At 33.3% G+C, this 19490-nt stretch carries 28 protein-coding genes; 18 read left to right on the top strand and 10 right to left on the bottom strand.

What is annotated here, in order from left to right; genetic code table 11:
- Positions 1-8 precede the first annotated feature (8 nt).
- Positions 9-959 carry a SurA domain gene (locus tag HY04AAS1_RS02115; RefSeq protein ID WP_012513464.1) on the top strand — a complete coding sequence of 317 codons (951 nt, stop codon included), beginning with the start codon at positions 9-11 and terminating at the stop codon, positions 957-959.
- A 13-nt stretch (positions 960-972) separates the two neighbouring features.
- Complete coding sequence (locus tag HY04AAS1_RS02110) at positions 973-1563, top strand: 3'-5' exonuclease (RefSeq protein WP_012513463.1); 591 nt, start codon at positions 973-975, stop codon at positions 1561-1563.
- Between the two features lie 19 nt (positions 1564-1582).
- Here the strand turns inward: HY04AAS1_RS02110 and HY04AAS1_RS02105 are convergent, their stop codons facing one another.
- From HY04AAS1_RS02105 to asd, 7 genes are all read right to left on the bottom strand, one after another.
- Complete coding sequence (locus HY04AAS1_RS02105; RefSeq protein ID WP_012513462.1) at positions 1583-2191, bottom strand: hypothetical protein; 609 nt, start codon at positions 2189-2191, stop codon at positions 1583-1585.
- A gap of 454 nt (positions 2192-2645) precedes the next feature.
- Positions 2646-3314, bottom strand: coding sequence for a substrate-binding domain-containing protein (locus tag HY04AAS1_RS02100; RefSeq protein ID WP_337954083.1), 669 nt, complete (start codon positions 3312-3314; stop codon positions 2646-2648).
- Between the two features lie 135 nt (positions 3315-3449).
- Complete coding sequence (gene argS / locus HY04AAS1_RS02095; RefSeq protein ID WP_012513460.1) at positions 3450-5069, bottom strand: arginine--tRNA ligase; 1620 nt, start codon at positions 5067-5069, stop codon at positions 3450-3452.
- A gap of 9 nt (positions 5070-5078) precedes the next feature.
- Entirely contained in the window at positions 5079-5495 is a 417-nt protein-coding gene (locus tag HY04AAS1_RS02090; RefSeq protein WP_012513459.1) for a hypothetical protein, read from the bottom strand.
- Positions 5492-6418: a DUF523 and DUF1722 domain-containing protein gene (locus HY04AAS1_RS02085; protein WP_012513458.1), complete on the bottom strand. Its 927-nt coding sequence runs from the start codon at positions 6416-6418 to the stop codon at positions 5492-5494. The genes HY04AAS1_RS02090 and HY04AAS1_RS02085 overlap by 4 nt, the downstream gene beginning before the upstream one ends.
- Positions 6396-6746, bottom strand: coding sequence for an iron-sulfur cluster assembly scaffold protein (locus HY04AAS1_RS02080; RefSeq protein ID WP_012513457.1), 351 nt, complete (start codon positions 6744-6746; stop codon positions 6396-6398). Before HY04AAS1_RS02080 ends, HY04AAS1_RS02085 begins: the two co-directional genes overlap by 23 nt.
- Positions 6733-7740 carry an aspartate-semialdehyde dehydrogenase gene (asd, locus tag HY04AAS1_RS02075; protein ID WP_012513456.1) on the bottom strand — a complete coding sequence of 336 codons (1008 nt, stop codon included), beginning with the start codon at positions 7738-7740 and terminating at the stop codon, positions 6733-6735. The genes HY04AAS1_RS02080 and asd overlap by 14 nt, the downstream gene beginning before the upstream one ends.
- 61 nt (positions 7741-7801) lie before the next feature.
- Here asd and HY04AAS1_RS02070 point away from each other — a divergent pair, with 61 nt between their 5' ends.
- From HY04AAS1_RS02070 to HY04AAS1_RS02035, 8 genes are all read left to right on the top strand, one after another.
- Positions 7802-8014, top strand: a complete 213-nt coding sequence (locus HY04AAS1_RS02070) for a hypothetical protein (RefSeq protein ID WP_012513455.1) — start codon at positions 7802-7804, stop codon at positions 8012-8014.
- Complete coding sequence (gene thpR, locus HY04AAS1_RS02065; protein WP_012513454.1) at positions 8011-8580, top strand: RNA 2',3'-cyclic phosphodiesterase; 570 nt, start codon at positions 8011-8013, stop codon at positions 8578-8580. Before HY04AAS1_RS02070 ends, thpR begins: the two co-directional genes overlap by 4 nt.
- On the top strand, positions 8577-9587 hold the full coding sequence (purM, locus tag HY04AAS1_RS02060; protein WP_012513453.1) for a phosphoribosylformylglycinamidine cyclo-ligase: 1011 nt from the start codon (positions 8577-8579) through the stop codon (positions 9585-9587). The genes thpR and purM overlap by 4 nt, the downstream gene beginning before the upstream one ends.
- An 82-nt stretch (positions 9588-9669) precedes the next feature.
- Entirely contained in the window at positions 9670-10134 is a 465-nt protein-coding gene (locus tag HY04AAS1_RS02055) for an iron-sulfur cluster assembly scaffold protein (protein ID WP_012513452.1), read from the top strand.
- Between the two features lies 1 nt (position 10135).
- The gene (locus HY04AAS1_RS02050) at positions 10136-11173 is read left to right on the top strand and encodes a hypothetical protein (protein WP_012513451.1); all 1038 of its coding nucleotides are present in this window, start codon (positions 10136-10138) and stop codon (positions 11171-11173) included.
- Positions 11163-11408, top strand: coding sequence for a sulfurtransferase TusA family protein (locus HY04AAS1_RS02045; protein WP_012513450.1), 246 nt, complete (start codon positions 11163-11165; stop codon positions 11406-11408). Before HY04AAS1_RS02050 ends, HY04AAS1_RS02045 begins: the two co-directional genes overlap by 11 nt.
- Before the next feature lie 9 nt (positions 11409-11417).
- Positions 11418-11645, top strand: coding sequence for a hypothetical protein (locus HY04AAS1_RS02040; protein WP_012513449.1), 228 nt, complete (start codon positions 11418-11420; stop codon positions 11643-11645).
- 12 nt (positions 11646-11657) lie between these two features.
- On the top strand, positions 11658-11909 hold the full coding sequence (locus tag HY04AAS1_RS02035; RefSeq protein WP_012513448.1) for a NifU family protein: 252 nt from the start codon (positions 11658-11660) through the stop codon (positions 11907-11909).
- On the opposite strand, the gene HY04AAS1_RS02030 is transcribed toward HY04AAS1_RS02035, so the two are convergent.
- The 3 genes from HY04AAS1_RS02030 to HY04AAS1_RS02020 all read right to left on the bottom strand — a co-directional run bounded on the left by HY04AAS1_RS02030 (position 11906) and on the right by HY04AAS1_RS02020 (position 13564).
- On the bottom strand, positions 11906-12631 hold the full coding sequence (locus HY04AAS1_RS02030; protein WP_337954082.1) for a TonB family protein: 726 nt from the start codon (positions 12629-12631) through the stop codon (positions 11906-11908). The two genes, HY04AAS1_RS02035 and HY04AAS1_RS02030, sit on opposite strands and share 4 nt — an antisense overlap.
- Before the next feature lie 95 nt (positions 12632-12726).
- Positions 12727-13122, bottom strand: a complete 396-nt coding sequence (locus HY04AAS1_RS02025; RefSeq protein ID WP_012513446.1) for a biopolymer transporter ExbD — start codon at positions 13120-13122, stop codon at positions 12727-12729.
- The gene (locus HY04AAS1_RS02020; protein WP_012513445.1) at positions 13109-13564 is read right to left on the bottom strand and encodes a MotA/TolQ/ExbB proton channel family protein; all 456 of its coding nucleotides are present in this window, start codon (positions 13562-13564) and stop codon (positions 13109-13111) included. Before HY04AAS1_RS02020 ends, HY04AAS1_RS02025 begins: the two co-directional genes overlap by 14 nt.
- A gap of 47 nt (positions 13565-13611) precedes the next feature.
- On the opposite strand from HY04AAS1_RS02020, the gene HY04AAS1_RS02015 reads away from it, so the two are divergent.
- The 8 genes from HY04AAS1_RS02015 to HY04AAS1_RS01980 all read left to right on the top strand — a co-directional run bounded on the left by HY04AAS1_RS02015 (position 13612) and on the right by HY04AAS1_RS01980 (position 19488).
- Complete coding sequence (locus tag HY04AAS1_RS02015) at positions 13612-13854, top strand: NIL domain-containing protein (protein ID WP_012513444.1); 243 nt, start codon at positions 13612-13614, stop codon at positions 13852-13854.
- A gap of 19 nt (positions 13855-13873) precedes the next feature.
- The gene (lptC, locus tag HY04AAS1_RS02010; RefSeq protein ID WP_012513443.1) at positions 13874-14377 is read left to right on the top strand and encodes an LPS export ABC transporter periplasmic protein LptC; all 504 of its coding nucleotides are present in this window, start codon (positions 13874-13876) and stop codon (positions 14375-14377) included.
- The gene (gene lptA, locus HY04AAS1_RS02005) at positions 14367-14879 is read left to right on the top strand and encodes a lipopolysaccharide transport periplasmic protein LptA (protein WP_012513442.1); all 513 of its coding nucleotides are present in this window, start codon (positions 14367-14369) and stop codon (positions 14877-14879) included. The genes lptC and lptA overlap by 11 nt, the downstream gene beginning before the upstream one ends.
- Positions 14876-15646: an undecaprenyl-diphosphatase UppP gene (gene uppP / locus HY04AAS1_RS02000; RefSeq protein ID WP_012513441.1), complete on the top strand. Its 771-nt coding sequence runs from the start codon at positions 14876-14878 to the stop codon at positions 15644-15646. The genes lptA and uppP overlap by 4 nt, the downstream gene beginning before the upstream one ends.
- Before the next feature lie 5 nt (positions 15647-15651).
- Positions 15652-16710, top strand: a complete 1059-nt coding sequence (gene cheB, locus HY04AAS1_RS01995; RefSeq protein ID WP_012513440.1) for a chemotaxis-specific protein-glutamate methyltransferase CheB — start codon at positions 15652-15654, stop codon at positions 16708-16710.
- A gap of 38 nt (positions 16711-16748) precedes the next feature.
- Positions 16749-17942, top strand: coding sequence for a putative DNA modification/repair radical SAM protein (locus HY04AAS1_RS01990; RefSeq protein ID WP_012513439.1), 1194 nt, complete (start codon positions 16749-16751; stop codon positions 17940-17942).
- The gene (locus HY04AAS1_RS01985; RefSeq protein WP_012513438.1) at positions 17936-18634 is read left to right on the top strand and encodes a TIGR03915 family putative DNA repair protein; all 699 of its coding nucleotides are present in this window, start codon (positions 17936-17938) and stop codon (positions 18632-18634) included. The genes HY04AAS1_RS01990 and HY04AAS1_RS01985 overlap by 7 nt, the downstream gene beginning before the upstream one ends.
- A gap of 74 nt (positions 18635-18708) precedes the next feature.
- Entirely contained in the window at positions 18709-19488 is a 780-nt protein-coding gene (locus HY04AAS1_RS01980) for an MBL fold metallo-hydrolase (RefSeq protein WP_012513437.1), read from the top strand.
- Positions 19489-19490: the final 2 nt, after the last annotated feature.

The following is a 19490-nucleotide window of genomic DNA, read 5'->3' as shown; positions in this document are numbered from 1 at the left end:
GAGGTATTATGAAATTTTACAAAAGCAAAATACTAACGAGTGCTATATCTATGCTAACCCTAATAAATATTACATTCGCCAACGCCAAGACTGATAAAAACGTTGATAAAAGCCATAAAACTATAAACCGACAAAGCGCTACCAACAGAAGCTTTGAAGAGCTTTTACATAGCACGCCGGGAGTTTTAGTAAATAGAGTTGTAGCTTCCATAAACGGTGAACCAATTTTAGAAAGCGATTTGAAAATAGCAATGGTTTATTTTGGTACAAAAGATGCAAAATTAGCTTTAAAAAGGCTTATAGATATATACCTCATATACCAATATTTGAGCGAAAACCATATGGCCACACCAGAGAGCTTTTTAGACCAAACTATAAAAGACTTGGCCTCTCAAAACAACCTTACCGTTGAACAACTTTACGAAGAGCTAAAAAAACAAGGTATATCGCCAAAAGAGTTTAGAGACTTTTTAAGAAAAGAGATCTTGGCAACAGCTGGCTTTGGAGAATACTTAAGAAAAGCTGTTAAAATTACACCTTCTGATATTGAGCTTTTAAAATTAAAATACGGCAAACCTAAAATAGAAAGAGATATTGAACTTCTTATAGTGCCCAAAAAAGACAAAGATAAACTAAGTAAACTTTTAAATGGCACCACAAGCTTAAAAACGATAGCCAGCAAACTAAACCTAACTCCTCAAGAATTAGAAGTAGCAAAAGGAGACTTGAAAAAGAATTTAGACGAACAGGTTTGGAAAGCATCGAAAGGTGATATAGTCTTTGCAGAAGGTAAAAACAACATATACATTGCTAAGGTTAAAAACATAAAACTTGTATATCAAAACATAGACCTAGACAAGCTAAAGAAAAAGCTTTTAGAAGAAAAGATGAAGAAAAAATACGATGAGATTTTACACAAACTCAAAAAAGAAAGCTACATAAAGGTATTTCTTCAGTAATGCATGTGAAATTATGTATTTCAGTGAATCTTTTGAGAATGACATATACGTAGTTTTAGATATAGAAACCACCGGCCTTAATCCAGATGAGCATGAAATAATAGAGATTTTTGCCTTTTTGGTAGAAAAAGAAAGAATCACAAAACAATTTCACAGACTCATAAACCCAGGATTTTTTATTCCAAGAAGGATAACAGAAATAACAGGAATAACAAATGCTATGCTGGTGGGCCAACCCAAGGTTGAAGGGATTATATACGATTTTGATAACTTTGTAAAAGACTATATCATAGTAGGTCACAACGTAAAATTTGATTTATCGTTTTTAAGCAAAGCTTACAGCATATATCTTCACAAAAAACTAAACTCTCCAAATATCTGCACCCTTGAACTTTCCAAAAAACTCATCCCTAACCTAAAATCCTACAAACTTTCTGCAGTAGCAGATTACTTTAACATAAAATACGAAAGACTTCACAGAGCTAAAGACGATGCTCTTTTAACTTACAATATATTCAATAAGTTAATGGATATAATAAGGCGTCAATACAAAAAAGAATTAAGCTATTTTTATCTTAAAAGCCTCATAAACTCAAGGATATAGTGTTAAAAATTTTTAAAGCTTATAGCATAGATAGTTTCCTCTTTAACTCTTCTATCTCCCGCTCTTTCTCAAGTATCTCTTTTTCTTTATCAAGGATTATTTTTTTCATATCTATGTCTGCTCTTTGATATTTGTTGTCTAGATCTTTGTACTCTTTTTTACAATCTTCTAACTCTTTGCTTAGGTTTTTTAGCTTTTCAGATAACGATAAGTTTTCTTCTTTAAGCTCTTCTATTTTGCTTTTATAACGGTCTAAATCCTTTGATAAAAACTCTATCTCTTTCTCTTTTACAGCCAGCAAAGCATACAAGCTAGAAAGCTCTTGCATAAGCTCTTGCTTTTGAAACTCGGCATATCTTTGAATATTGATATACGTGGCTATAAGAGCGCCATCTGGAAGGGCTTTCAATTTTTCTATAGAGTCTGAGATAGCCTGTTCTCTTTCTTGAGATTTTTCTTTGCTGTTTTGCAGATTTTCATATTCGTCTGATGTCAAATATACATACCATATACCATCTTCTTCTTTGGCACCATTTAGTATTCCAGCTTTTATCCTATTTTTGACAGTATTTAATGACACTGACATCATTGCCGCATACTCGCTTGCCTTCATTTTGATATCACCCATTTGACTTACCTCCAATATTTTGATAATATTAATATATCATTTTATATCATTGATGTCAAATTTTCTTGATATCAAGATATGAAAGCTTTCATTTGTTAACATAATGGTAATTATATTAACATAAATATGAGGAAAATTATTTTTAAATAAAAAATGGTGACAATTTATACACTTCAACACTTATATAGTAAAAATCAAGGTAAAAATAAGATTAACTGAAGATAAAAGCTATCAAGGAAACAGGCATAAAATATTTGGAAGCAGAGCTACTCTGGGAGAAACATAGCTAAGATAACCATGCCCCAAGGTATAAGTTAAATGTGAAGGATTTTTTCTAAAAATTTTAAAAGACCACCTTTACCTGTATCATACCCAGCTTAGCACCTAGATATAGAAGTCCCACATTTACTATAGCACCTATTGTACACTTGCTAAAATTGAGTTAACTTTTCCTCTAATAACTCCAATCAAAATATTTAAAAGCTTGCTTTGCCTCGATTACATAATTGTAAAATTCTTTAGCACAAGGGTTTTTATCGCCTTTGTAGGTAAGGGATGTATCCATATCTCTATATATCACATGGCGCTTTGGTATATAGTAATCTTTTATATGATTGGCTATAGCCCATATGTTGTATATGATAAAAGCGTTTACATTTTTGTGGGTATTCCAATATTCCAACGCATCTTTGGAGTTGTAAGATATGTGAGATATATTTTTTTCTATAGCTTTTAAAAGCTCAAAATTTCCATACTTCATCGCCATATCCTCCCAAAGCCCCACTTGACCAGCACCGTTTACCACAAGTATTTTTACACCAGGTTTAGCCAAATCTTTAAAGCTTTTTATCGTTATATCTCTATATATGATAGCAGAAGGCCTATAGTAAACTGGTTTTATACTAGATTTATCTATATTGGGTAATTTTCTTAGAAAATCTTCCATCATATCTTCTGAACCACTGTAAATAATATCTCCATTTTTCAAAGCCTCTTTTTCCCAAACCGGTAAGGGGCCAGCTTTTACTACGGCCCTGCACTTATTTTGATATTTGTTAAACTCTTTGGCTACATAATTCATTGCTGGATATGGTCCCTCTGGACCGTATATGTGCATTAGCATAGCTAAACCCTCCAATCTCTTTACTACAAAAAATAATATATATGCAACTTGGCTGTAAGACAAATGGATTCTGTACTAGTCAACGAAAACAATGGTACTAATTTGGTAGGCAAAGGGCTTTACGACCTTTTGTTTTTACATCATCTCTGGGGCTTTTATGCTTAAAATATCAAATATAATATCAAATATCTTTTGAGTGGCATAAACTAAGGATATACGTTTTTTTGTGGTGATTTCATCTGAAGTGATTACTTTATGGGTGTTGTAAAATTTGTGAAAGCTTTTAGCTATATCAAGGGATAACTTTACCACGAGGCTTGGGTCTTTTTTGATAACTCCTTCAAAAAGCACGTCCTTTGAAGAAAGAATTCGTTTTATAAGATCTAATTCCTCTTCTTCGTATGTATATTTATCCTTGTAAAAGCCAAATACAAAGGGCTCTTTTAGTTGTCTTTTTATACCCATTGTCCTTGCATAGGCGTATTGCACATAAAACACTGGGTTTTCAGAGTTTTGGGCTTTTACTAAATTTATATCTATATCAAGGGGTGTATCGGCTTTTTTGGTTAAGAACATAAACCTTAGATTATCTGCTCCTATGTCCTCTATTACATCTATTAGCTTTAGCATCTTGCCGGTGCGTTTTGACATCCTTACTTCTTGACCGTTTTCAAAAAGCTTTACGATTTGGAAAAGCTCCACACTAAGCCAATCTTGTGGTATATCAAGAGCTTCCAAAGCTGCTTTTAAACGTGGTATATATCCATGATGATCTGCTCCCCATAGGTCTATAGCTTTTTTGTATCCTCTTTGGTATTTGTCAAGATGATAAGCTATATCAGAAGCAAAGTATGTATAAGACCCATCGCTTTTTCTTAGCACTCTATCTTTGTCTTCATCTTTTGATTTAAACCAAATAGCCCCTTCTTTTTCTTCTATAAGATTTTTCTCTTTTAAAAGCTCTAAAACTTTTTCTACCTTATCTTTTAGGGTCTTTTCACTAAAATATATATCAAACTCTACATTTAAAAGCTTCAACGTATTCTTTATATCTTCCATCATCTTTGATATTGCAAAATCCTTGACTCTTTCTAGGTTTATTTCGAGGTTTATATTGCTTTTGTTATGCTCTTTTAAAAACGCCTCTGCTATATCTTTTATATAATCTCCTTTGTAGCCATCTTCTGGAAATGGGTATAAATCCTGGTTTATATAATGCATTACACTTTTTGCCAGTAAGTTTACCTGATTGCCTGCATCGTTTATGTAGTATTCTCTATCAACTTTTATATCAAAAAATCTAAACAGCCTATAAAGCACATCTCCTATTACGGCTCCTCTTCCGTGTCCAAGATGAAGGGGTCCTGTGGGATTTGCACTCACATACTCTAAATTTATCTTATCTTCTTTTTTTATACCAAAAGCCTCAAAAATGGCATCATCTTTTATATAGTTTATAGGATTTTCTAAAAACTCAAACAAAAGTCCCTCGTAAAAAACGCTTGATAGTTTCATATTTACAAAGCCATTTAGCGCTTCTACTTTTTCAAAATGAGGGAGATTTTTTAGGTTATCTGCGATAGTTATTGCTATATCCTGAGGTTTTTGTTTTAGGGCTTTTGAGAGTATAAAAGCTATATTTGAGGCAAAATTTCCGTAAGATTCTTCTTTTGGAAGCTGTATCTGGGGTTCTATCTCAACATCGTACAAATTTTTGATGGTTTTTTGAACAATTTCTTTTATTAGTTGTTTCATATATACTCCTCAAGAGGGTCTTATAACTGCCAGAAGTATCACACATATACCAGCTATTATCAAGAACGGGCTTACTATCTTTATAAACTTTCCGTAGGTTTTTATATCGTTTTTTACATGTATAAAATATACGTTTAGGGCTTCCATTGGTAAGAAAAAACCAAAAACTATGGGAAGTTTCATCATAAGCCAAGGGATTGGTTTAAATCCAAGCATAGAATACATACCTATGCCAAAAAATATCACCAAAAAAAAGGCAAAAAGCTCTAAGTTTACAAGCTTTTTATAAAATCTCCACATATAATCGTAATCGCAGTTTATACCTTTTTCGTAAGCCACTATTGTAAAAAGTCCCAAAGACGAAGAAGCACCAACCCATAAAATTATAGACATAATGTGAAACGCTTTTAAAAGAAGAAACATCATATAAGCTCCTTTAGAAATGGTTCTAGATAAGTTTGTTTTAATATATACTCATCGCCAAATCTAATAGCAAAAGATTTTAGCATGTAAAGAGGTACAAAAATATCTATTTTATCTTCTTTAAAAAGTTTAAGCACTTCCATAAAATGCCTTCTTTCGGCGTTGTTTAGCTTTCTTGAAAAATAACCAAAGATATGTTCCATAACATTTATATGGTTTAATCTTTTTCTTTTGGAGTTTAGGGCTTTTAAAAACTGCTTTTTATATGTATCTTTTACGCTGTTAAAATCTTCATTTTTAGAAGACGCCACAAATCTACCTAAAAATCTCATAATATTTTGATTGTAATACATCAGCATAAACTTATACCTTGTATGAAATTCTATAAGCTCAGAATAATCTTTCATATGTTCAAAGTTTTCTCTTAAGTCTGCTATAGCAAATATTTTTGTAAGAAAATCATACCTTATACCATCATCCAAAAGCCTTTTTTCTTCTTCTATAGGATAATCTTCAAAAGCATCAAGAAGTTCTTTTGCAAAAAACCCTGGGCCTTTGCCAAGGCTTTGAGCGTTCTTATGAAAATACTTTGCACTGTAAACCCCGCAAGAGGGAGATTTTGATTTTAGTATAGCCCCGTCTATGTTTAGGTTTTTAACAAAGTTTTTTGAAAAGTTTGTCATCTTTTCGGTTAAATCAAGCCCTGTGGAAGGCTGGATAAGTTTTAGATGATCATCTTCTTTTTGTATTAAAATAGGGTCTCTTGGTATGCCAAGCCCTATCTCCACTTCTGGGCATACTTTGACTGTGTTTACAAAGTTTGATAGGCTTTTAACAAAAGCATCGGATATATAAGCGCCGTTGTATCTACAAGCCTCAAAAAAACAAGCGCTTACAAGAACATTAGGCTTTGCCAAGGGCTTCATCCAAAGCGCTTAAAAATATATCTATACGATTTTCTACCTTGTCTTTTTCCTTTTCTTCCTTAAAATACTCTAAGGCTTTTTGTTTTAAGGCATTTTTGTCTATAGATGTTTTACCTTTTAGCTCTTCGCATAAGAAATCTGAGACCGCTAAGAGTTTTTTACAGCGTTTTGTAGCTTTAAACTTACAATCTACTATAGCATCGTTTTCTTTTTTTATGAAAAGCTCAAGACGATGACAACCCTCTTTACAAAGCCCAGACATCAAACCTTCTAAACTTTCTGAAACTTCATTTTTAAGACCAGCCTTTAAATATTCATCTACTTTCATAAAGCACCTCCGCTATTTGGATTGCATTTGTGGCAGCACCTTTTCTTATGTTGTCTGCCACTACCCACATAGATAAACCGTTGTCAAAAGCCCTATCTTTTCTTATCCTTCCTACAAATACCTCATCTCTTCCTTCTACCACTATTGGTATTGGATACACACCATCCTTCGGCTCATCCATGAGGATTACACCTGGGGCTTTTCTTAAAAGCTCTCTTACTCTTTGAATATCAAGTTCTTTTTTTAGTTCTAAGCTTATGGCTTCTGAGTGTCCATAAAACACAGGTACTCTCACGGTGGTGGCAGATACTCTTATATCGTTGTCGTGAAGCATCTTTCTTGTTTCGTTTAACATCTTTGTTTCTTCTTTGGTGTATCCGTCCTCTAAAAATACATCTATCTGAGGTATCACGTTAAAAGCTATTCGCTTTGGCAAAACATGATTTGGTTCTATCCTTTTTTTCTGGCACCAATTTTCTGCCTGGATTTTTAGCTCTTCTATAGCTTTAGCCCCAGCTCCTGATACCGCTTGATAAGTAGATACTATAATCTTTGATATACCAAACTCATCGTATATGGGTTTTATAGCCACAAGCATTTGAATGGTAGAGCAGTTTGGATTTGCTATTATACCTTTATGTTTTTTTATATCTTCTTTATTTACCTCTGGCACTACCAATGGCACATCATCGTCCATTCTCCAAGCTGAAGAATTATCTATCACCACAACACCATCTTGAGCAAACTTAGGAGCCCATTCTTTGCTAACCGAGGAACCAGCAGAAAAAAGCGCTATATCTATACCTTTAAAAGACGTTTGTTTTTCGAGAGCCTCCATCTTATACTCGTGGCCCTTAAAAGTCATTGTTCTGCCTTCTGACTTTGAAGATGCAAAAAGCCTAAGTTCTTTGACGGGAAAGTTCCTTTCTTCCAAAACCTTTAAAAACGTTCTTCCTACTTCGCCAGTAGCACCAACAATAGCAACATTTACCATAGATAAGTATTATAATAAATTAAGAGCCGTTCTGCAACAAAATTTCTGTATAATATACTATATGGAAACAAAAGACGTATTGAAATATCTATGGAAAGGTTTATCTTATATCATTGTAGCCTATGGGTACTATCTTTTTTACGTATTTTGCCTTGACACGTTTTATAGGTTTTACAGCTATACAAAATCTCAATACTTTGCAATGTTTGTAACCTTAATAGCCATAAGCATAGGCTTTGGGATTTGGTTTTTAGGAAAAAAGAAAGAACAATGAGATTTTTTGTAGGGATTTTTACCACAAAAAAATTAGAAGAGCACGTAAATAGGCTAAAAACCGAAATTTCCAATGAAATATTAGGTAAATGGGTAGAACCTCAAAATCTCCATATTACTTTGCAGTTTATAGGTAATGTGGAAGAGTCAAAAAGGATAAATCTTCTTTATAATTTAGAAGAAATATCAAAAAACTTTTCACCTTTCACAGTAGCTTATACTGGTGTTGGGGCTTTCCCAAACACTAGCAAGCCACGTATTCTTTGGATAGGTATATCCAAAGGAGCAAATAGTTTAAAGATTTTGGCAAACAAAATAATAAAAGCAAATGCTAAAAGCGGTATAGAACTAGAATCAAAACCTTTTTATCCGCACGTAAGCATATGTAGAATAAGCGAAATAATTTCAAACAAAATATATCCATTTATGAGAAAACACAAAGATATGTTCTTTTTAGAAGAAGAAATTACAAAAATAGCTCTTGTTAAAAGCTCACTAACAAGCGTAGGGCCTATATACACAATCATAGAAGAATTTTATCTAAAAGGGAGCGATGTGAAAGTATGAGCACTTACAAAGAAGCAGGTGTTGATATAGAAAAAGCAGATCGTTTTGTAGGCTTTTTAAAAGAAAGACTTAACAATCTTAACAAAAACCTAAAACAAGCATTACCCTTTGGGGCTTTTGCGGCAGGTTTTTTGGTAGAAGATTGCGATTTGGTAATTACATCCACCACAGACGGGGTTGGCACAAAGCTAAAAATAGCCCAAAACGTAAATATACACAACACAGTAGGCATAGACTTAGTAGCAATGAACGTAAACGATATAATTACCACTGGCTCAAAGCCAATAGCATTTTTAGATTATATAGCCATAGGCATGATTGAAGGGTCTACAATAAACCCGCTGATAGAAGGCATTATAACAGGTTGCGAAGAAGCAAATACACCTCTTGTGGGTGGAGAAACTGCGGAAATGCCTTCTTTCTACAAAGACGGTGAATACGATTTAGCTGGTTTTTGCATAGGTATTTGTAAAAAAGATGAGATTGTTACAGGGCAAGATGTAAAAGAGAATGATATTATAATTGCTATACCATCTTCTGGATTTCACAGCAACGGTTTTTCCCTTGTAAGATATATATTAGAAAAGCACAATATTAAATACAATGATTATATAAAAGAGTTTGGAAAAGAACTTTGGGAAATATTACTAACACCTACAAGGATATACGTAAAAGATGTTTTGGAGCTTAAAAACAAAATAAAGATAAAAGCTATGGCTCATATAACAGGCGGTGGAATACCGGGAAACATAACGAGGGTTATACCATATGGTTTAAGAGCCGTGATATCAGCTTATCCGGTACCGGATTTATTTTTATGGTTTCAAAAGCTTGGAAACATAAAAAAAGAAGAAATGTACAAAACTTTTAATATGGGAGTAGGGTTTATGATTATTATCGAAGAAAAAGATAAAGAGGTTGCTTTGAACACTATAAAAGATTCTTTTGTTGTAGGGTATATAGAACAATCAAAAGATAATAGCAAAATTGTTTTAAATGACATATAGTCATAAAAAGTTGAGCGCAGTCATAACTAATTTAAAATTTACTCATACATTCAATATTATCAGCTTAAAGGAGGTTGCATTTATGTTTGAATATAGTGATATAGTTTTGGATCACTTCCTTAACCCAAGAAACGTAGGAGTTTTGGAAGATGCCAACGGCGTAGGCCAATGTGGAAACCCAGCTTGCGGAGACGCAATGCTTTTTACCATAAAGGTAAATCCACAAAACAATGTTATAGAAGATGTGAGGTTTAAAACCTTTGGATGCGGTTCTGCCATAGCTGTTTCTTCTATGCTTACCGAAATGATAAAAGGAAAAGACATAAACTATGCTCTAAATCTTACATACAAAGATATATTTGACCAACTTGGTGGGTTGCCACCCCAAAAAATACACTGTACAAATTTAGGTCTTGAAACACTTCACGTAGCTATAAGAGATTATCTTACAAAACAAGGAAGATTAGAAGAGGCAAACGCTATACCGACATGTTTTGAAGAGTCAGAGGAAGAAGAAAGTCAAGAGTTTGGTTTCTTAACCACATAAGATGAGTCATAAACCAAAAGCGCTTGTTCTATTTTCTGGTGGGCTGGACAGTCAGCTCGCCGCAGTGAATATTAGTAAAATTCAAGGTATAGAAGTAAAGCTTATTCATTTCTACACTGGTTTTTGTATAACAGAGCATAAAAGAAGATTGGGTATTCCCAACAAAGATGGCAAAATACCTCAAAACCCAGCTTTAAAAGCGGCTGCAGATTTAGAATTACCTATAGAAATAATAGATATCTCTCAAGAGTATATAAATGTAATTTTAAACCCAAAATTTGGCTACGGCAAAAATATTAATCCATGTCTTGATTGTAGAATTTTTATGCTTTTAAAATTAAAAGAAATAATGGAAAAAGAAAATTATGATTTTATAGCCACCGGCGAAGTACTGGGACAAAGACCAATGTCTCAAACAAAAGATAAACTTTTTATAATAGAAAAAGAATCAGGTCTTAAAGGCCTAATAGTAAGACCCTTGTCTGCTAAGCTTTTGCCAGAAACAATACCAGAAGAAAAAGGTCTAATAAAAAGAGAACTAATGTGGGATATATCAGGACGCTCAAGAACAAAGCAGATAAATTTAGCAAAAACCTACAACATAGATTACGAGCAACCATCTGGAGGATGCTGCTACCTTACCGATGAGCACTTTGCAATAAAGTTTAAAGAAGAGTTAAGCTTTAAAAAATCTCTAAATTGGGACGATTTAAGTCTTATGACAGTAGGAAGACACCTAAGATTACCAAATGGGACTAAGATGATCATTTCAAGAAACGAAGGCGAGACGAGGTTTCTAAGTGGTTTTAAAAATAGGTTTGACTGGGCTTATGTAGAAAATAAAGCTATTGCCATATTAAAAGATTTAAACGAAGAAGATATAGATTATATAGCAAGGATAATGGCAAGATACTGTGGCAACAAACCTACATATGTAAACATATCAATAGATAAAAATATGATAAAAAAAATTGCAGAGCCTTTAGAAGATGATATAATAAATTCCCTTAAGATAGGAGCGGAAAGCTATGCTAGATGATATTAAGGCAGATGTAGAGCATAACGTTTGCGGTACTTATTGTCCTATACCTATATCAGAGTTAAGCAATCAAATGAAACAGATGCGGATAGGACAAGTAATTGAGCTTATAGCAGATGATCCTGGCGTAGTAGAAGATGTACCAACGTGGTGCAAAGCCACTGGTCAAGAGTTTTTAGGAATTTATGAAGAAGACGGCGAGTTTCACGCTTTTGTAAAAAAAGTTAAAGACTGAGGAGGCCTTATGAACAACGCAAGGTTAAGTATGGATATGGTTTTGATGGAGCTGTTTGAAGTGGTACCAGAAAGTAGAAATTTACTGATGGATTATGGTCTTAAAAAGCTCATAGAAGAGGATGTTTTAGATGTGTTGGGAGACAAGCTTTCGGTTCATGGTCTATTTAGAATATCACGGGTGCCAGAAGAAGAAAAATATGAAGTCTGGAACAAGATAGTTTCTTTAGCTTCTTAAAGGAGTGTGTTTATGGAAGACAAACTTCAAGAAGTAGAAAGAATTTTACAGATGATAAGGCCAGCTTTAGATACTCATCATGGTAATTTGAAATTGGTGGACGTAAAAGACAACGTAGTTTATCTCCAATTTGAAGGTGGATGCTCTGATTGTCCTGTAGTTGACATGTCGGTAAAAAATGTTATAGATACATCTATCAAAGGTAATCTTAGATGGGTTAAAAAGGTAGAGATTTTATATCCTAAGATCAACATAAACCATTAATAATAGCCGTTTATTAAGAAATACACAGGTAAATTAATTGTTATCTTCTTTGGCGGTTTTCTAAAAGGAGAAAGTTCGTATATAATTTTTGGTGCACTTTCGTCCAAAATCTTGTAACCGCTTGATTGCACAACTCTTAAAGAAGACATATCTATTGTCCCATTTTTGTTTATAGTAACCCGTACCACCACCTCACCCTTTATACCAAGTTTTTTAGCTTCTTTAGGATACAAATCTCTTTCTCTAGCCTGTTTATTAAGATACCTAATAAGCCAGCTAAGATATTGATAAACGCTTTCTTCTTTCTTTACAAATTGTTTTATGTTTAAATTTAGATTCGCCTTTGCATTGTAGTGTTTTTGTCCTTCTTTTGCTATGGGAGTAGAAGGTAAAGATGTCTTTGTGTTTGGTTTGGAAGATGGTACTGGTGAAGAAGCTGTTGACTTTGATTCAGATTCAATATAGGGTTTGTAGCTACTTTTTGGCAAAGAGTTTAAAATACGAGAAGGAAGCGCTTCGTACTTTTGAGTAGAGGGTCTATTAACATGGTTACGAGTTGATGGTTTTATTGATGGTTTTGAAACGCGATGAGGCTTTGAGGGTTTACGTGTGGGGAATGGCGGCATTGGTATAGCAGGCGGGACTATAGCTTTGTTTGGTACACCTTTTTGTACTAGTGTTATCTCTATTGGCTTATTTTTCTTTGGTTTTTTGGTTTTCATATGGATAAAAGCTATTAAAAGCCAAATATGAAGTAGTAAAGAAATCAAAATACCTAAAATAAAATACTCTTTTTGGCGACTTTTAAGACGTGGTGTCATTCTTTCTTTGTTTCTATCATATACTTATTTATACCAAGCTCTCTGCAAGCATCTATTACACTTACTACATTTTGAAAAGGTGTATCCTTAGAAGCCTGTAACACTATGGTAGAATCTTTATTAGCCACTTTTGATAAAGCACTTTCTAAATTATCGCTTATAACTTTATTATCTATTAGTATTGTACCGTCTTTTTTTATAGCCACAACTACAGGTTTTGTAGATACGGTGGTTCGTTCTGAAGTTTTAGCTTTTGGAAGATTTACTGGAATTTTACCTTCCACCATAAAAGTGGCGGTAGCCATAAATATTATAAGTATCACAAGCACAATATCCACAAAAGGGGTCATGTTTATTTCGGATATCTCTTTATCTTGGTCAAATTCTTTCATGGATTTTCCCTTTGCTTTCATGTAGCAAGACTAAGTATTTCATCTTTCTTACAAAATAATTATAAGCAACAACAGAAGGAATAGCCACAAAAAGCCCCATTGCAGTAGACACCAAAGCCTGAGAAATACCTTCCATTACCACTTTTACACCAAATTGAGAAGAATTTCCCAAATCGTTAAAAGCTTTTATAACCCCTAAAACTGTGCCGAAAAGCCCTATAAACGGGGCGTTGTTGCCGAATGTGGCCAATATTCCAAGTCTTCTGTCAAGGGCTATTCTTAGTTCTAATTCTTTGAAAAGCTCAAGCCTCTTACTTATGTACCTGTAAGTTAAAAACCTCTCTATCATAACAGCCACAGAGAAAATACTCATAACTATGAGAAGATAAAGCACTGGGTCTCCGCCTATTAGGGCCAATTTTAGTAAAAACTTTGTAACCATAGCATTTATTATAAATTAAAATTGGCTTTTCATGTTATAATATCTGTATGAACTTTGTAAGGTTAAGGCTTATATATCCAGAAAGCGTGGCTAAAGAACCTATTATATGCAACATATGCAAAAACTTTAACATCATAGTAAACATAAAGATGGCAAAGGTCACCCAAGATAGCGCTATACTAAATATAGAAATAGATGGAGATATAGAAGAAATAGAAAAAGCTATGAAGTTTATGCAAGAAAAAGGTATAGATGTACAACCTATAGAAGGTCAAATATTCACAGAGTAATCTCTGATATAATTATTTTGTGCAACTTATAATATCTTTAATTGTTGTTTTATTTTTAAGTATAGGGGCTTTTTTTATATACGAAAAAGAACATACAAACAATCATTTTATAAATTCTCCACAGGTGTTAAAAAAAATAGACATTCACATATACTCAAATGACCACGATCAATGGAATGTTGAGGGCGATATATTGATAATAAAAGGACAAAATATAACGTTAAAGAACATAAAAGCTACAAACTATCCTTATACAATTACGGCAAAAGAAGGTGTTATAAACAAAACATCTGGCGTTGGATATTTAAAAAAAGATGTAGTATTTTCAAAATCTGATAAAACTGCCCAAGACAAAATATATACCCAATATACAAACATAGATTTGAGAAATTCACACTTTTGGGCCAACGATGATATAATAATTTCAGAAGGTAAATTTAGCTCCTACGGGAAATCTTTTGATATAAATCTAAAGCCATCTCTTCATATTGTAGTTTATAATATTAAAAGCTATGAAAAATAAAGTAAATAAAAAAGTAGTTTTTGTGATATCAAGTTTGACGTTGTCGTTTTTGGCTTTTAGTAAAGTAGAAAAACCAACACAAAATACACCAGTAAAAAATACGTCAAACAACAACAAACCTATATATATAGAAGCAAACAAAATGGATTACAACAACAATGTAATCACATACACCGGCAACGTAGTGGCCACAAGGGGCAATGGAAAACTAACTTGCCAAGAGTTAAAAATATTTTTAGACAAAAACAAAAAAATAGAAAAAATAATAGCCACAGGAAACCCTGTTTATACTGAACCTAACAAGCTTATAAAAGGCGATGTTATAGAATACGACGCTCTCCAAGATGAGATTATAGTAACTGGTAATGCTTACTTGGAAAACAAAGGCGATGTAGTACAAGGAGATAGAGTTATATATTATAAAAAATTGGATAAAGCTATAGTAACTGGCAAAAGAGTACAATCTATATTTATACCAAACGGCAAAGGAGCAAAACCTTGACCATCATACACGCTATTATACTTGGCATAGTAGAAGGGGCTTTGGAATTTTTACCAGTATCGGCGGCTGGCCATCTTACACTGGTGGGAAAGCTTCTTGGTATAAACACAGAAAACCCTGCCTTTAAAATATATGAAATATTTATGCAAATAGGAGCAGTAATAGCAGTAATAATACTTTATTCAAAAAGGCTTATAATAGATAAAGAAATATGGCTTAAGATAATAGCTGGATTCGTGCCAACAGGTGCCATAGGATTTTTATTTTACAAACCAATCAAACACTATCTTCTTGGTAATCCACTCATTACCGCAAGCATGGTATTTATTGGTGGTGTTATTATCATAATAGTAGAATCTTTATCCAAAAAGCCAAAAATCGCAAGTTTAAAAGATGTTACCATAAAAGATGCAATAACCGTAGGTTTTATTCAAGCTCTTGCCTTGATCCCTGGTGTTTCTCGTTCTGGAGCTACCATCATAGGCGCTATGCTTATAGGCTTTGAGAGAAAAACCGCCGCTGATTTTTCTTTTCTAATAGCAATACCAACGATACTTAGCGCTGGTTTCTATTCACTTCTTAAAGACCATAGCCAAATTCATCACCAAGATATATTACCAATGAGTATTAGCTTTATAACAGCCCTTATTTTTGCAATTGTTTCTGTAAAAACTTTCTTAAACTTCATATCTTTCAACAATCTTAAAATTTTTGGATATTATAGAATAATTACTGGATTAGCTTATTTAGCTTATCTTTTGAGGTGATTGATATGGCAAACATACTTATAGTAGACGATTCGTTTTTTATAAGGGCGGCGATAAGGAAAATATTGGAGTCTTCAAATCTTGTAGAAAACATCTATGAAGCTAGTAATGGCATAGAAGCTTTAGAGATTTTAAAAAATCAAAACATAGACCTTGTGACTTTAGATGTAGAAATGCCAAAAATGAACGGTTTGGAAACCTTAGAAAGAATAAAAAAAGAAAATATATCAACTCAAATAATAATGGTAAGCGCTTACACTACCCAAGGAGCGAAGGAAACTATAAAAGCTCTAGAACTTGGAGCTTTAGATTTTATAGCAAAGCCAAAAAATTACGCAGATTTTTACAAGGTAAAAGATGAGCTTTTAAGAAAAATAGAAAATGCAATTTTAAAGAAAAAAAGCATAGCAGATAAGTTGAAAGCTCTAAAAGAAGAAAAAAAGATAGAAACACCGCCGCCCCAGATACCAAGTCCACCTATAAGAAAATTGGGAAGCAAAGGTGTGGTAGCAATAGGTATATCTACAGGCGGCCCACAAACACTTGGGGAAATATTGCCAAAATTGCCTTCAGACTATCCTTATCCGATAACTATAGCAATACATATGCCTGATACGTTTACAAAAAGTTTCGCAGAGCATCTAAATTCAAAGTGTAAACTAAACGTTAAAGAAGCAGAAGAAAATGAAGTATTAAAACCAGGCACCGTATATATATCAAGGGGTAGGATAAATATGAAAATCACTGGAAACGATAGTATGCCTATAGTAAACTACGTAAAAGATGATTCTATAATATATATACCATCTGCCAATTCACTTTTGTCTTCTTGTGCCAAGGTTTTTAAGGAAAACACCTGCGGTATAGTAATGACCGGCATGGGCGACGACGGATCTAGGGGTATAGTAGATGTTAAGAAAAATGGCGGTATCACGGTAGCGGAAGATCCAAAAACAGCTATACTATGGGCTATGCCAGAAAATGCGATAAAAACCGGTTGTGTAGATTTTGTGCTTAAAAAAGATGAGATTCCAAATTTTCTTCTTAAAATAGCAAAACAATAATCATTTTAAAAGCATATACAACAAAATATATTATAAGTATGGATGTTAAAGAAAAACTCAAAATCTTAGCTGATGGTGCTAAATACGACGTATCTTGTGCAAGCTCTGGAGGAGTTAGAGAAACTATAGAAGGTGGTATAGGAAACTCCTACGCTCCAGGAGTATGCCATACGTTTACATCCGATGGCAGATGCGTCTCCCTTCTAAAGGTGCTTTTTACAAACGTATGTATATTTGACTGCGAATATTGTATAAATAGAGCGTCCAACAATATAAAAAGAGCTTCTTTTACACCAAGAGAACTAGCAGATATCACTATAAACTTTTACAAAAGAAACTATATAGAAGGCTTATTTTTAAGCTCTGGTATAGCAAAATCCCCAGATCATACAATGGAACTCATGTTAAAAACCGTAAAAATTTTAAGAGAAGAATATAAATTTAACGGATATATACATCTAAAACTAATCCCAGGAGCTTCCAAAGAGCTCATAGAAGAAGCTTCTAAACTAGCCGATAGGGTTAGCTCAAATATAGAGCTTCCTACAGAAAAGAGTTTAAAGCTTTTAGCACCAGAAAAAAACAAAGACAATGTCTTAAAACCTCTGATGTTTGTAAAAAATCTAAGAGATAACAGCGAAAAGCCAGTAGCAAGCACTTCAACACAGCTTATAGTGGGAGCTACCAACGAGCCAGATTATCAAATTTTAAGGCTTGCCTCTTATTTTTATGAAAAGAAGATACTAAAAAGAATGTATTACTCAGCATATATACCTATTCCAAACACAAAACATATAAAAGTAGATAAAACACCTCTTTTAAGAGAACATAGACTTTACCAGGCTGATTGGCTTCTTAGATTTTACGATTTTAAGTATGAAGAGATTGTTGAAAAAGATTCAAACTTAGACTTAGAGCTAGACCCAAAAACCGCTTACGCCATTAAAAATATACATCTATACCCAATAGATGTAAACAAGGCCTCTTACGAAGAGCTCATAAGAGTGCCTGGCATCGGTAGAAAAAATGCCATGAAAATAATACAAGCAAGAGCATTCAAAACCTTAGAATATATGGACCTTATAAAGCTTGGAATATCTATTAAAAAGGCAAAGCACTTTATAGTAGCAAAAAAATACTTAGGTTATAGTTTATCTCCAGATTATATAAGAAAAGCCATCATAAAAGAAAGTTCCCCAAAACCTTCTTACACTCAGCTAAGGTTATGGTAAATATAATATTCGAAGATAGTTTTGAAGGTTTTTTAAGTGCCTTGTATTGGGCTTTTAAAAACGATATAAAAAATCCTATATTCTTAAAAGCCGAAAAACCATCTCTTTTTAAAATTGTAAAAGTAGAAATAGAAGACGATATACTAAAAAAATTCAAACAAATATTAGACGAAGAGACGATAGAACTCTTTTACGATTGTTTTTGTTTTGATGAAGAAAAAGCGTTTTCTGATATATACAGGAGTTTTTTATTCTACTTAGAGCATAAGCACCTAAAGGATGTAAATCAAGATTTTATAAGAAATCTCATTTATTATAGAAAATCGGTAAATAGAGAAAGGCACAAATACATAGGTTTTTTAAGGTTTCATCAGGTAGATAATATTTTATACGCAAAGTTTGAGCCAAAGCACTTTGTATTAGATTACTTAGGAGAGTTTTTCAAAAGAAGATATAAAGAGGAGAACTTTGTAATACACGACGTAAAAAGGAAAAAAGCAGCTGTTTACCACAAAAAACATCTTAGTATAGAAGCTTTTGGCAAAGAGATAAATATAGAAAAAGATACATACCAAAAACTATGGAAGACATTTTTTGAAGCGGTTGCAATAAGAGAAAGGTCCAACGCAAGGTTGCAAAATCACTACGCTCCAAAGTACTTTAGAAAATATATGATTGAATTTGATAATTAACCGATAATTAATCATTGATTTTTGTCTTCTGATATATTACAATAAATAAAAATTATACATTTTAGGAGGTAAAAATGCTTACAAATGAGAATGTATCTATAGTGGATGGGGCAGTTTTGTATGATGACGGAGACCACAAGTTTATATGGCTTGGATGGGAAGAAGAGGAAGAAGAAGGGTTTGTTCAGGTAAATCAATACATTATAATAAATAGAGGAAAAGGATTTTTGCTGGATCCAGGGGGTGTGTACGTATTTCCAAGAGTTATAGCAAACACATCAACCTATATAGACATAAACGATATACAGATGATATTTTACTCTCACCAAGATCCCGATGTATCTTCTGGTATAGCTCTATGGCTTGCCAATACACCAGCAGAAGTATACATATCAAACCTATGGACGAGATTTGTGCCTCATTTTGGTGTTACAGATATAAGAAGAATAAAAGGTATACCAGATAGAGGTATGACTTACACTCTACCAACTGGAGATATTTTAGAGTTTATACCAGCTCACTATCTTCACAGCGTAGGAAACTTTACTGTTTACGATAGAAGATCAAAGATACTTTTTAGCGGTGATATAGGAGCAGCGGTATTTCCAAGGGGTGGGAGAAAAGTATTTGTAGAAGATTTTCAAAAACACATTCCACTCATGGAAGGATTTCACAAACGTTATATGAATGGAAACGTAGCTTGCAGAAAATGGGTTAGCGAGGTAAAGAAAAGAGATATAGATATGATAGCACCTCAACATGGGTCTATATTTAAAAAAGAAGATGCCAACAAATTTTTAGACTGGCTTTCATCCTTAAGATGTGGACTCGATATAATAAACGAGATATATTGACG

The organism is Hydrogenobaculum sp. Y04AAS1 (assembly GCF_000020785.1).
Lineage (GTDB): Bacteria > Aquificota > Aquificia > Aquificales > Aquificaceae > Hydrogenobaculum.
This window is presented reverse-complemented; position numbering and strand designations above follow the sequence as displayed.

What these genes read in the sequence shown, in the direction of transcription:
- HY04AAS1_RS02115 (WP_012513464.1), top strand. Translation starts at nt 9, where the DNA reads ATGAAATTTTACAAAAGCAAAATACTAACGAGTGCTATATCTATGCTA.
- HY04AAS1_RS02110 (WP_012513463.1), top strand. Translation starts at nt 973, where the DNA reads ATGTATTTCAGTGAATCTTTTGAGAATGACATATACGTAGTTTTAGAT.
- HY04AAS1_RS02105 (WP_012513462.1), bottom strand. Translation starts at nt 2,191, where the DNA reads ATGGGTGATATCAAAATGAAGGCAAGCGAGTATGCGGCAATGATGTCA.
- HY04AAS1_RS02100 (WP_337954083.1), bottom strand. Translation starts at nt 3,314, where the DNA reads ATGCTAATGCACATATACGGTCCAGAGGGACCATATCCAGCAATGAAT.
- argS (WP_012513460.1), bottom strand. Translation starts at nt 5,069, where the DNA reads ATGAAACAACTAATAAAAGAAATTGTTCAAAAAACCATCAAAAATTTG.
- HY04AAS1_RS02090 (WP_012513459.1), bottom strand. Translation starts at nt 5,495, where the DNA reads ATGATGTTTCTTCTTTTAAAAGCGTTTCACATTATGTCTATAATTTTA.
- HY04AAS1_RS02085 (WP_012513458.1), bottom strand. Translation starts at nt 6,418, where the DNA reads ATGAAGCCCTTGGCAAAGCCTAATGTTCTTGTAAGCGCTTGTTTTTTT.
- HY04AAS1_RS02080 (WP_012513457.1), bottom strand. Translation starts at nt 6,746, where the DNA reads ATGAAAGTAGATGAATATTTAAAGGCTGGTCTTAAAAATGAAGTTTCA.
- asd (WP_012513456.1), bottom strand. Translation starts at nt 7,740, where the DNA reads ATGGTAAATGTTGCTATTGTTGGTGCTACTGGCGAAGTAGGAAGAACG.
- HY04AAS1_RS02070 (WP_012513455.1), top strand. Translation starts at nt 7,802, where the DNA reads ATGGAAACAAAAGACGTATTGAAATATCTATGGAAAGGTTTATCTTAT.
- thpR (WP_012513454.1), top strand. Translation starts at nt 8,011, where the DNA reads ATGAGATTTTTTGTAGGGATTTTTACCACAAAAAAATTAGAAGAGCAC.
- purM (WP_012513453.1), top strand. Translation starts at nt 8,577, where the DNA reads ATGAGCACTTACAAAGAAGCAGGTGTTGATATAGAAAAAGCAGATCGT.
- HY04AAS1_RS02055 (WP_012513452.1), top strand. Translation starts at nt 9,670, where the DNA reads ATGTTTGAATATAGTGATATAGTTTTGGATCACTTCCTTAACCCAAGA.
- HY04AAS1_RS02050 (WP_012513451.1), top strand. Translation starts at nt 10,136, where the DNA reads ATGAGTCATAAACCAAAAGCGCTTGTTCTATTTTCTGGTGGGCTGGAC.
- HY04AAS1_RS02045 (WP_012513450.1), top strand. Translation starts at nt 11,163, where the DNA reads ATGCTAGATGATATTAAGGCAGATGTAGAGCATAACGTTTGCGGTACT.
- HY04AAS1_RS02040 (WP_012513449.1), top strand. Translation starts at nt 11,418, where the DNA reads ATGAACAACGCAAGGTTAAGTATGGATATGGTTTTGATGGAGCTGTTT.
- HY04AAS1_RS02035 (WP_012513448.1), top strand. Translation starts at nt 11,658, where the DNA reads ATGGAAGACAAACTTCAAGAAGTAGAAAGAATTTTACAGATGATAAGG.
- HY04AAS1_RS02030 (WP_337954082.1), bottom strand. Translation starts at nt 12,631, where the DNA reads ATGAAAACCAAAAAACCAAAGAAAAATAAGCCAATAGAGATAACACTA.
- HY04AAS1_RS02025 (WP_012513446.1), bottom strand. Translation starts at nt 13,122, where the DNA reads ATGAAAGAATTTGACCAAGATAAAGAGATATCCGAAATAAACATGACC.
- HY04AAS1_RS02020 (WP_012513445.1), bottom strand. Translation starts at nt 13,564, where the DNA reads ATGGTTACAAAGTTTTTACTAAAATTGGCCCTAATAGGCGGAGACCCA.
- HY04AAS1_RS02015 (WP_012513444.1), top strand. Translation starts at nt 13,612, where the DNA reads ATGAACTTTGTAAGGTTAAGGCTTATATATCCAGAAAGCGTGGCTAAA.
- lptA (WP_012513442.1), top strand. Translation starts at nt 14,367, where the DNA reads ATGAAAAATAAAGTAAATAAAAAAGTAGTTTTTGTGATATCAAGTTTG.
- cheB (WP_012513440.1), top strand. Translation starts at nt 15,652, where the DNA reads ATGGCAAACATACTTATAGTAGACGATTCGTTTTTTATAAGGGCGGCG.
- HY04AAS1_RS01990 (WP_012513439.1), top strand. Translation starts at nt 16,749, where the DNA reads ATGGATGTTAAAGAAAAACTCAAAATCTTAGCTGATGGTGCTAAATAC.
- HY04AAS1_RS01985 (WP_012513438.1), top strand. Translation starts at nt 17,936, where the DNA reads ATGGTAAATATAATATTCGAAGATAGTTTTGAAGGTTTTTTAAGTGCC.
- HY04AAS1_RS01980 (WP_012513437.1), top strand. Translation starts at nt 18,709, where the DNA reads ATGCTTACAAATGAGAATGTATCTATAGTGGATGGGGCAGTTTTGTAT.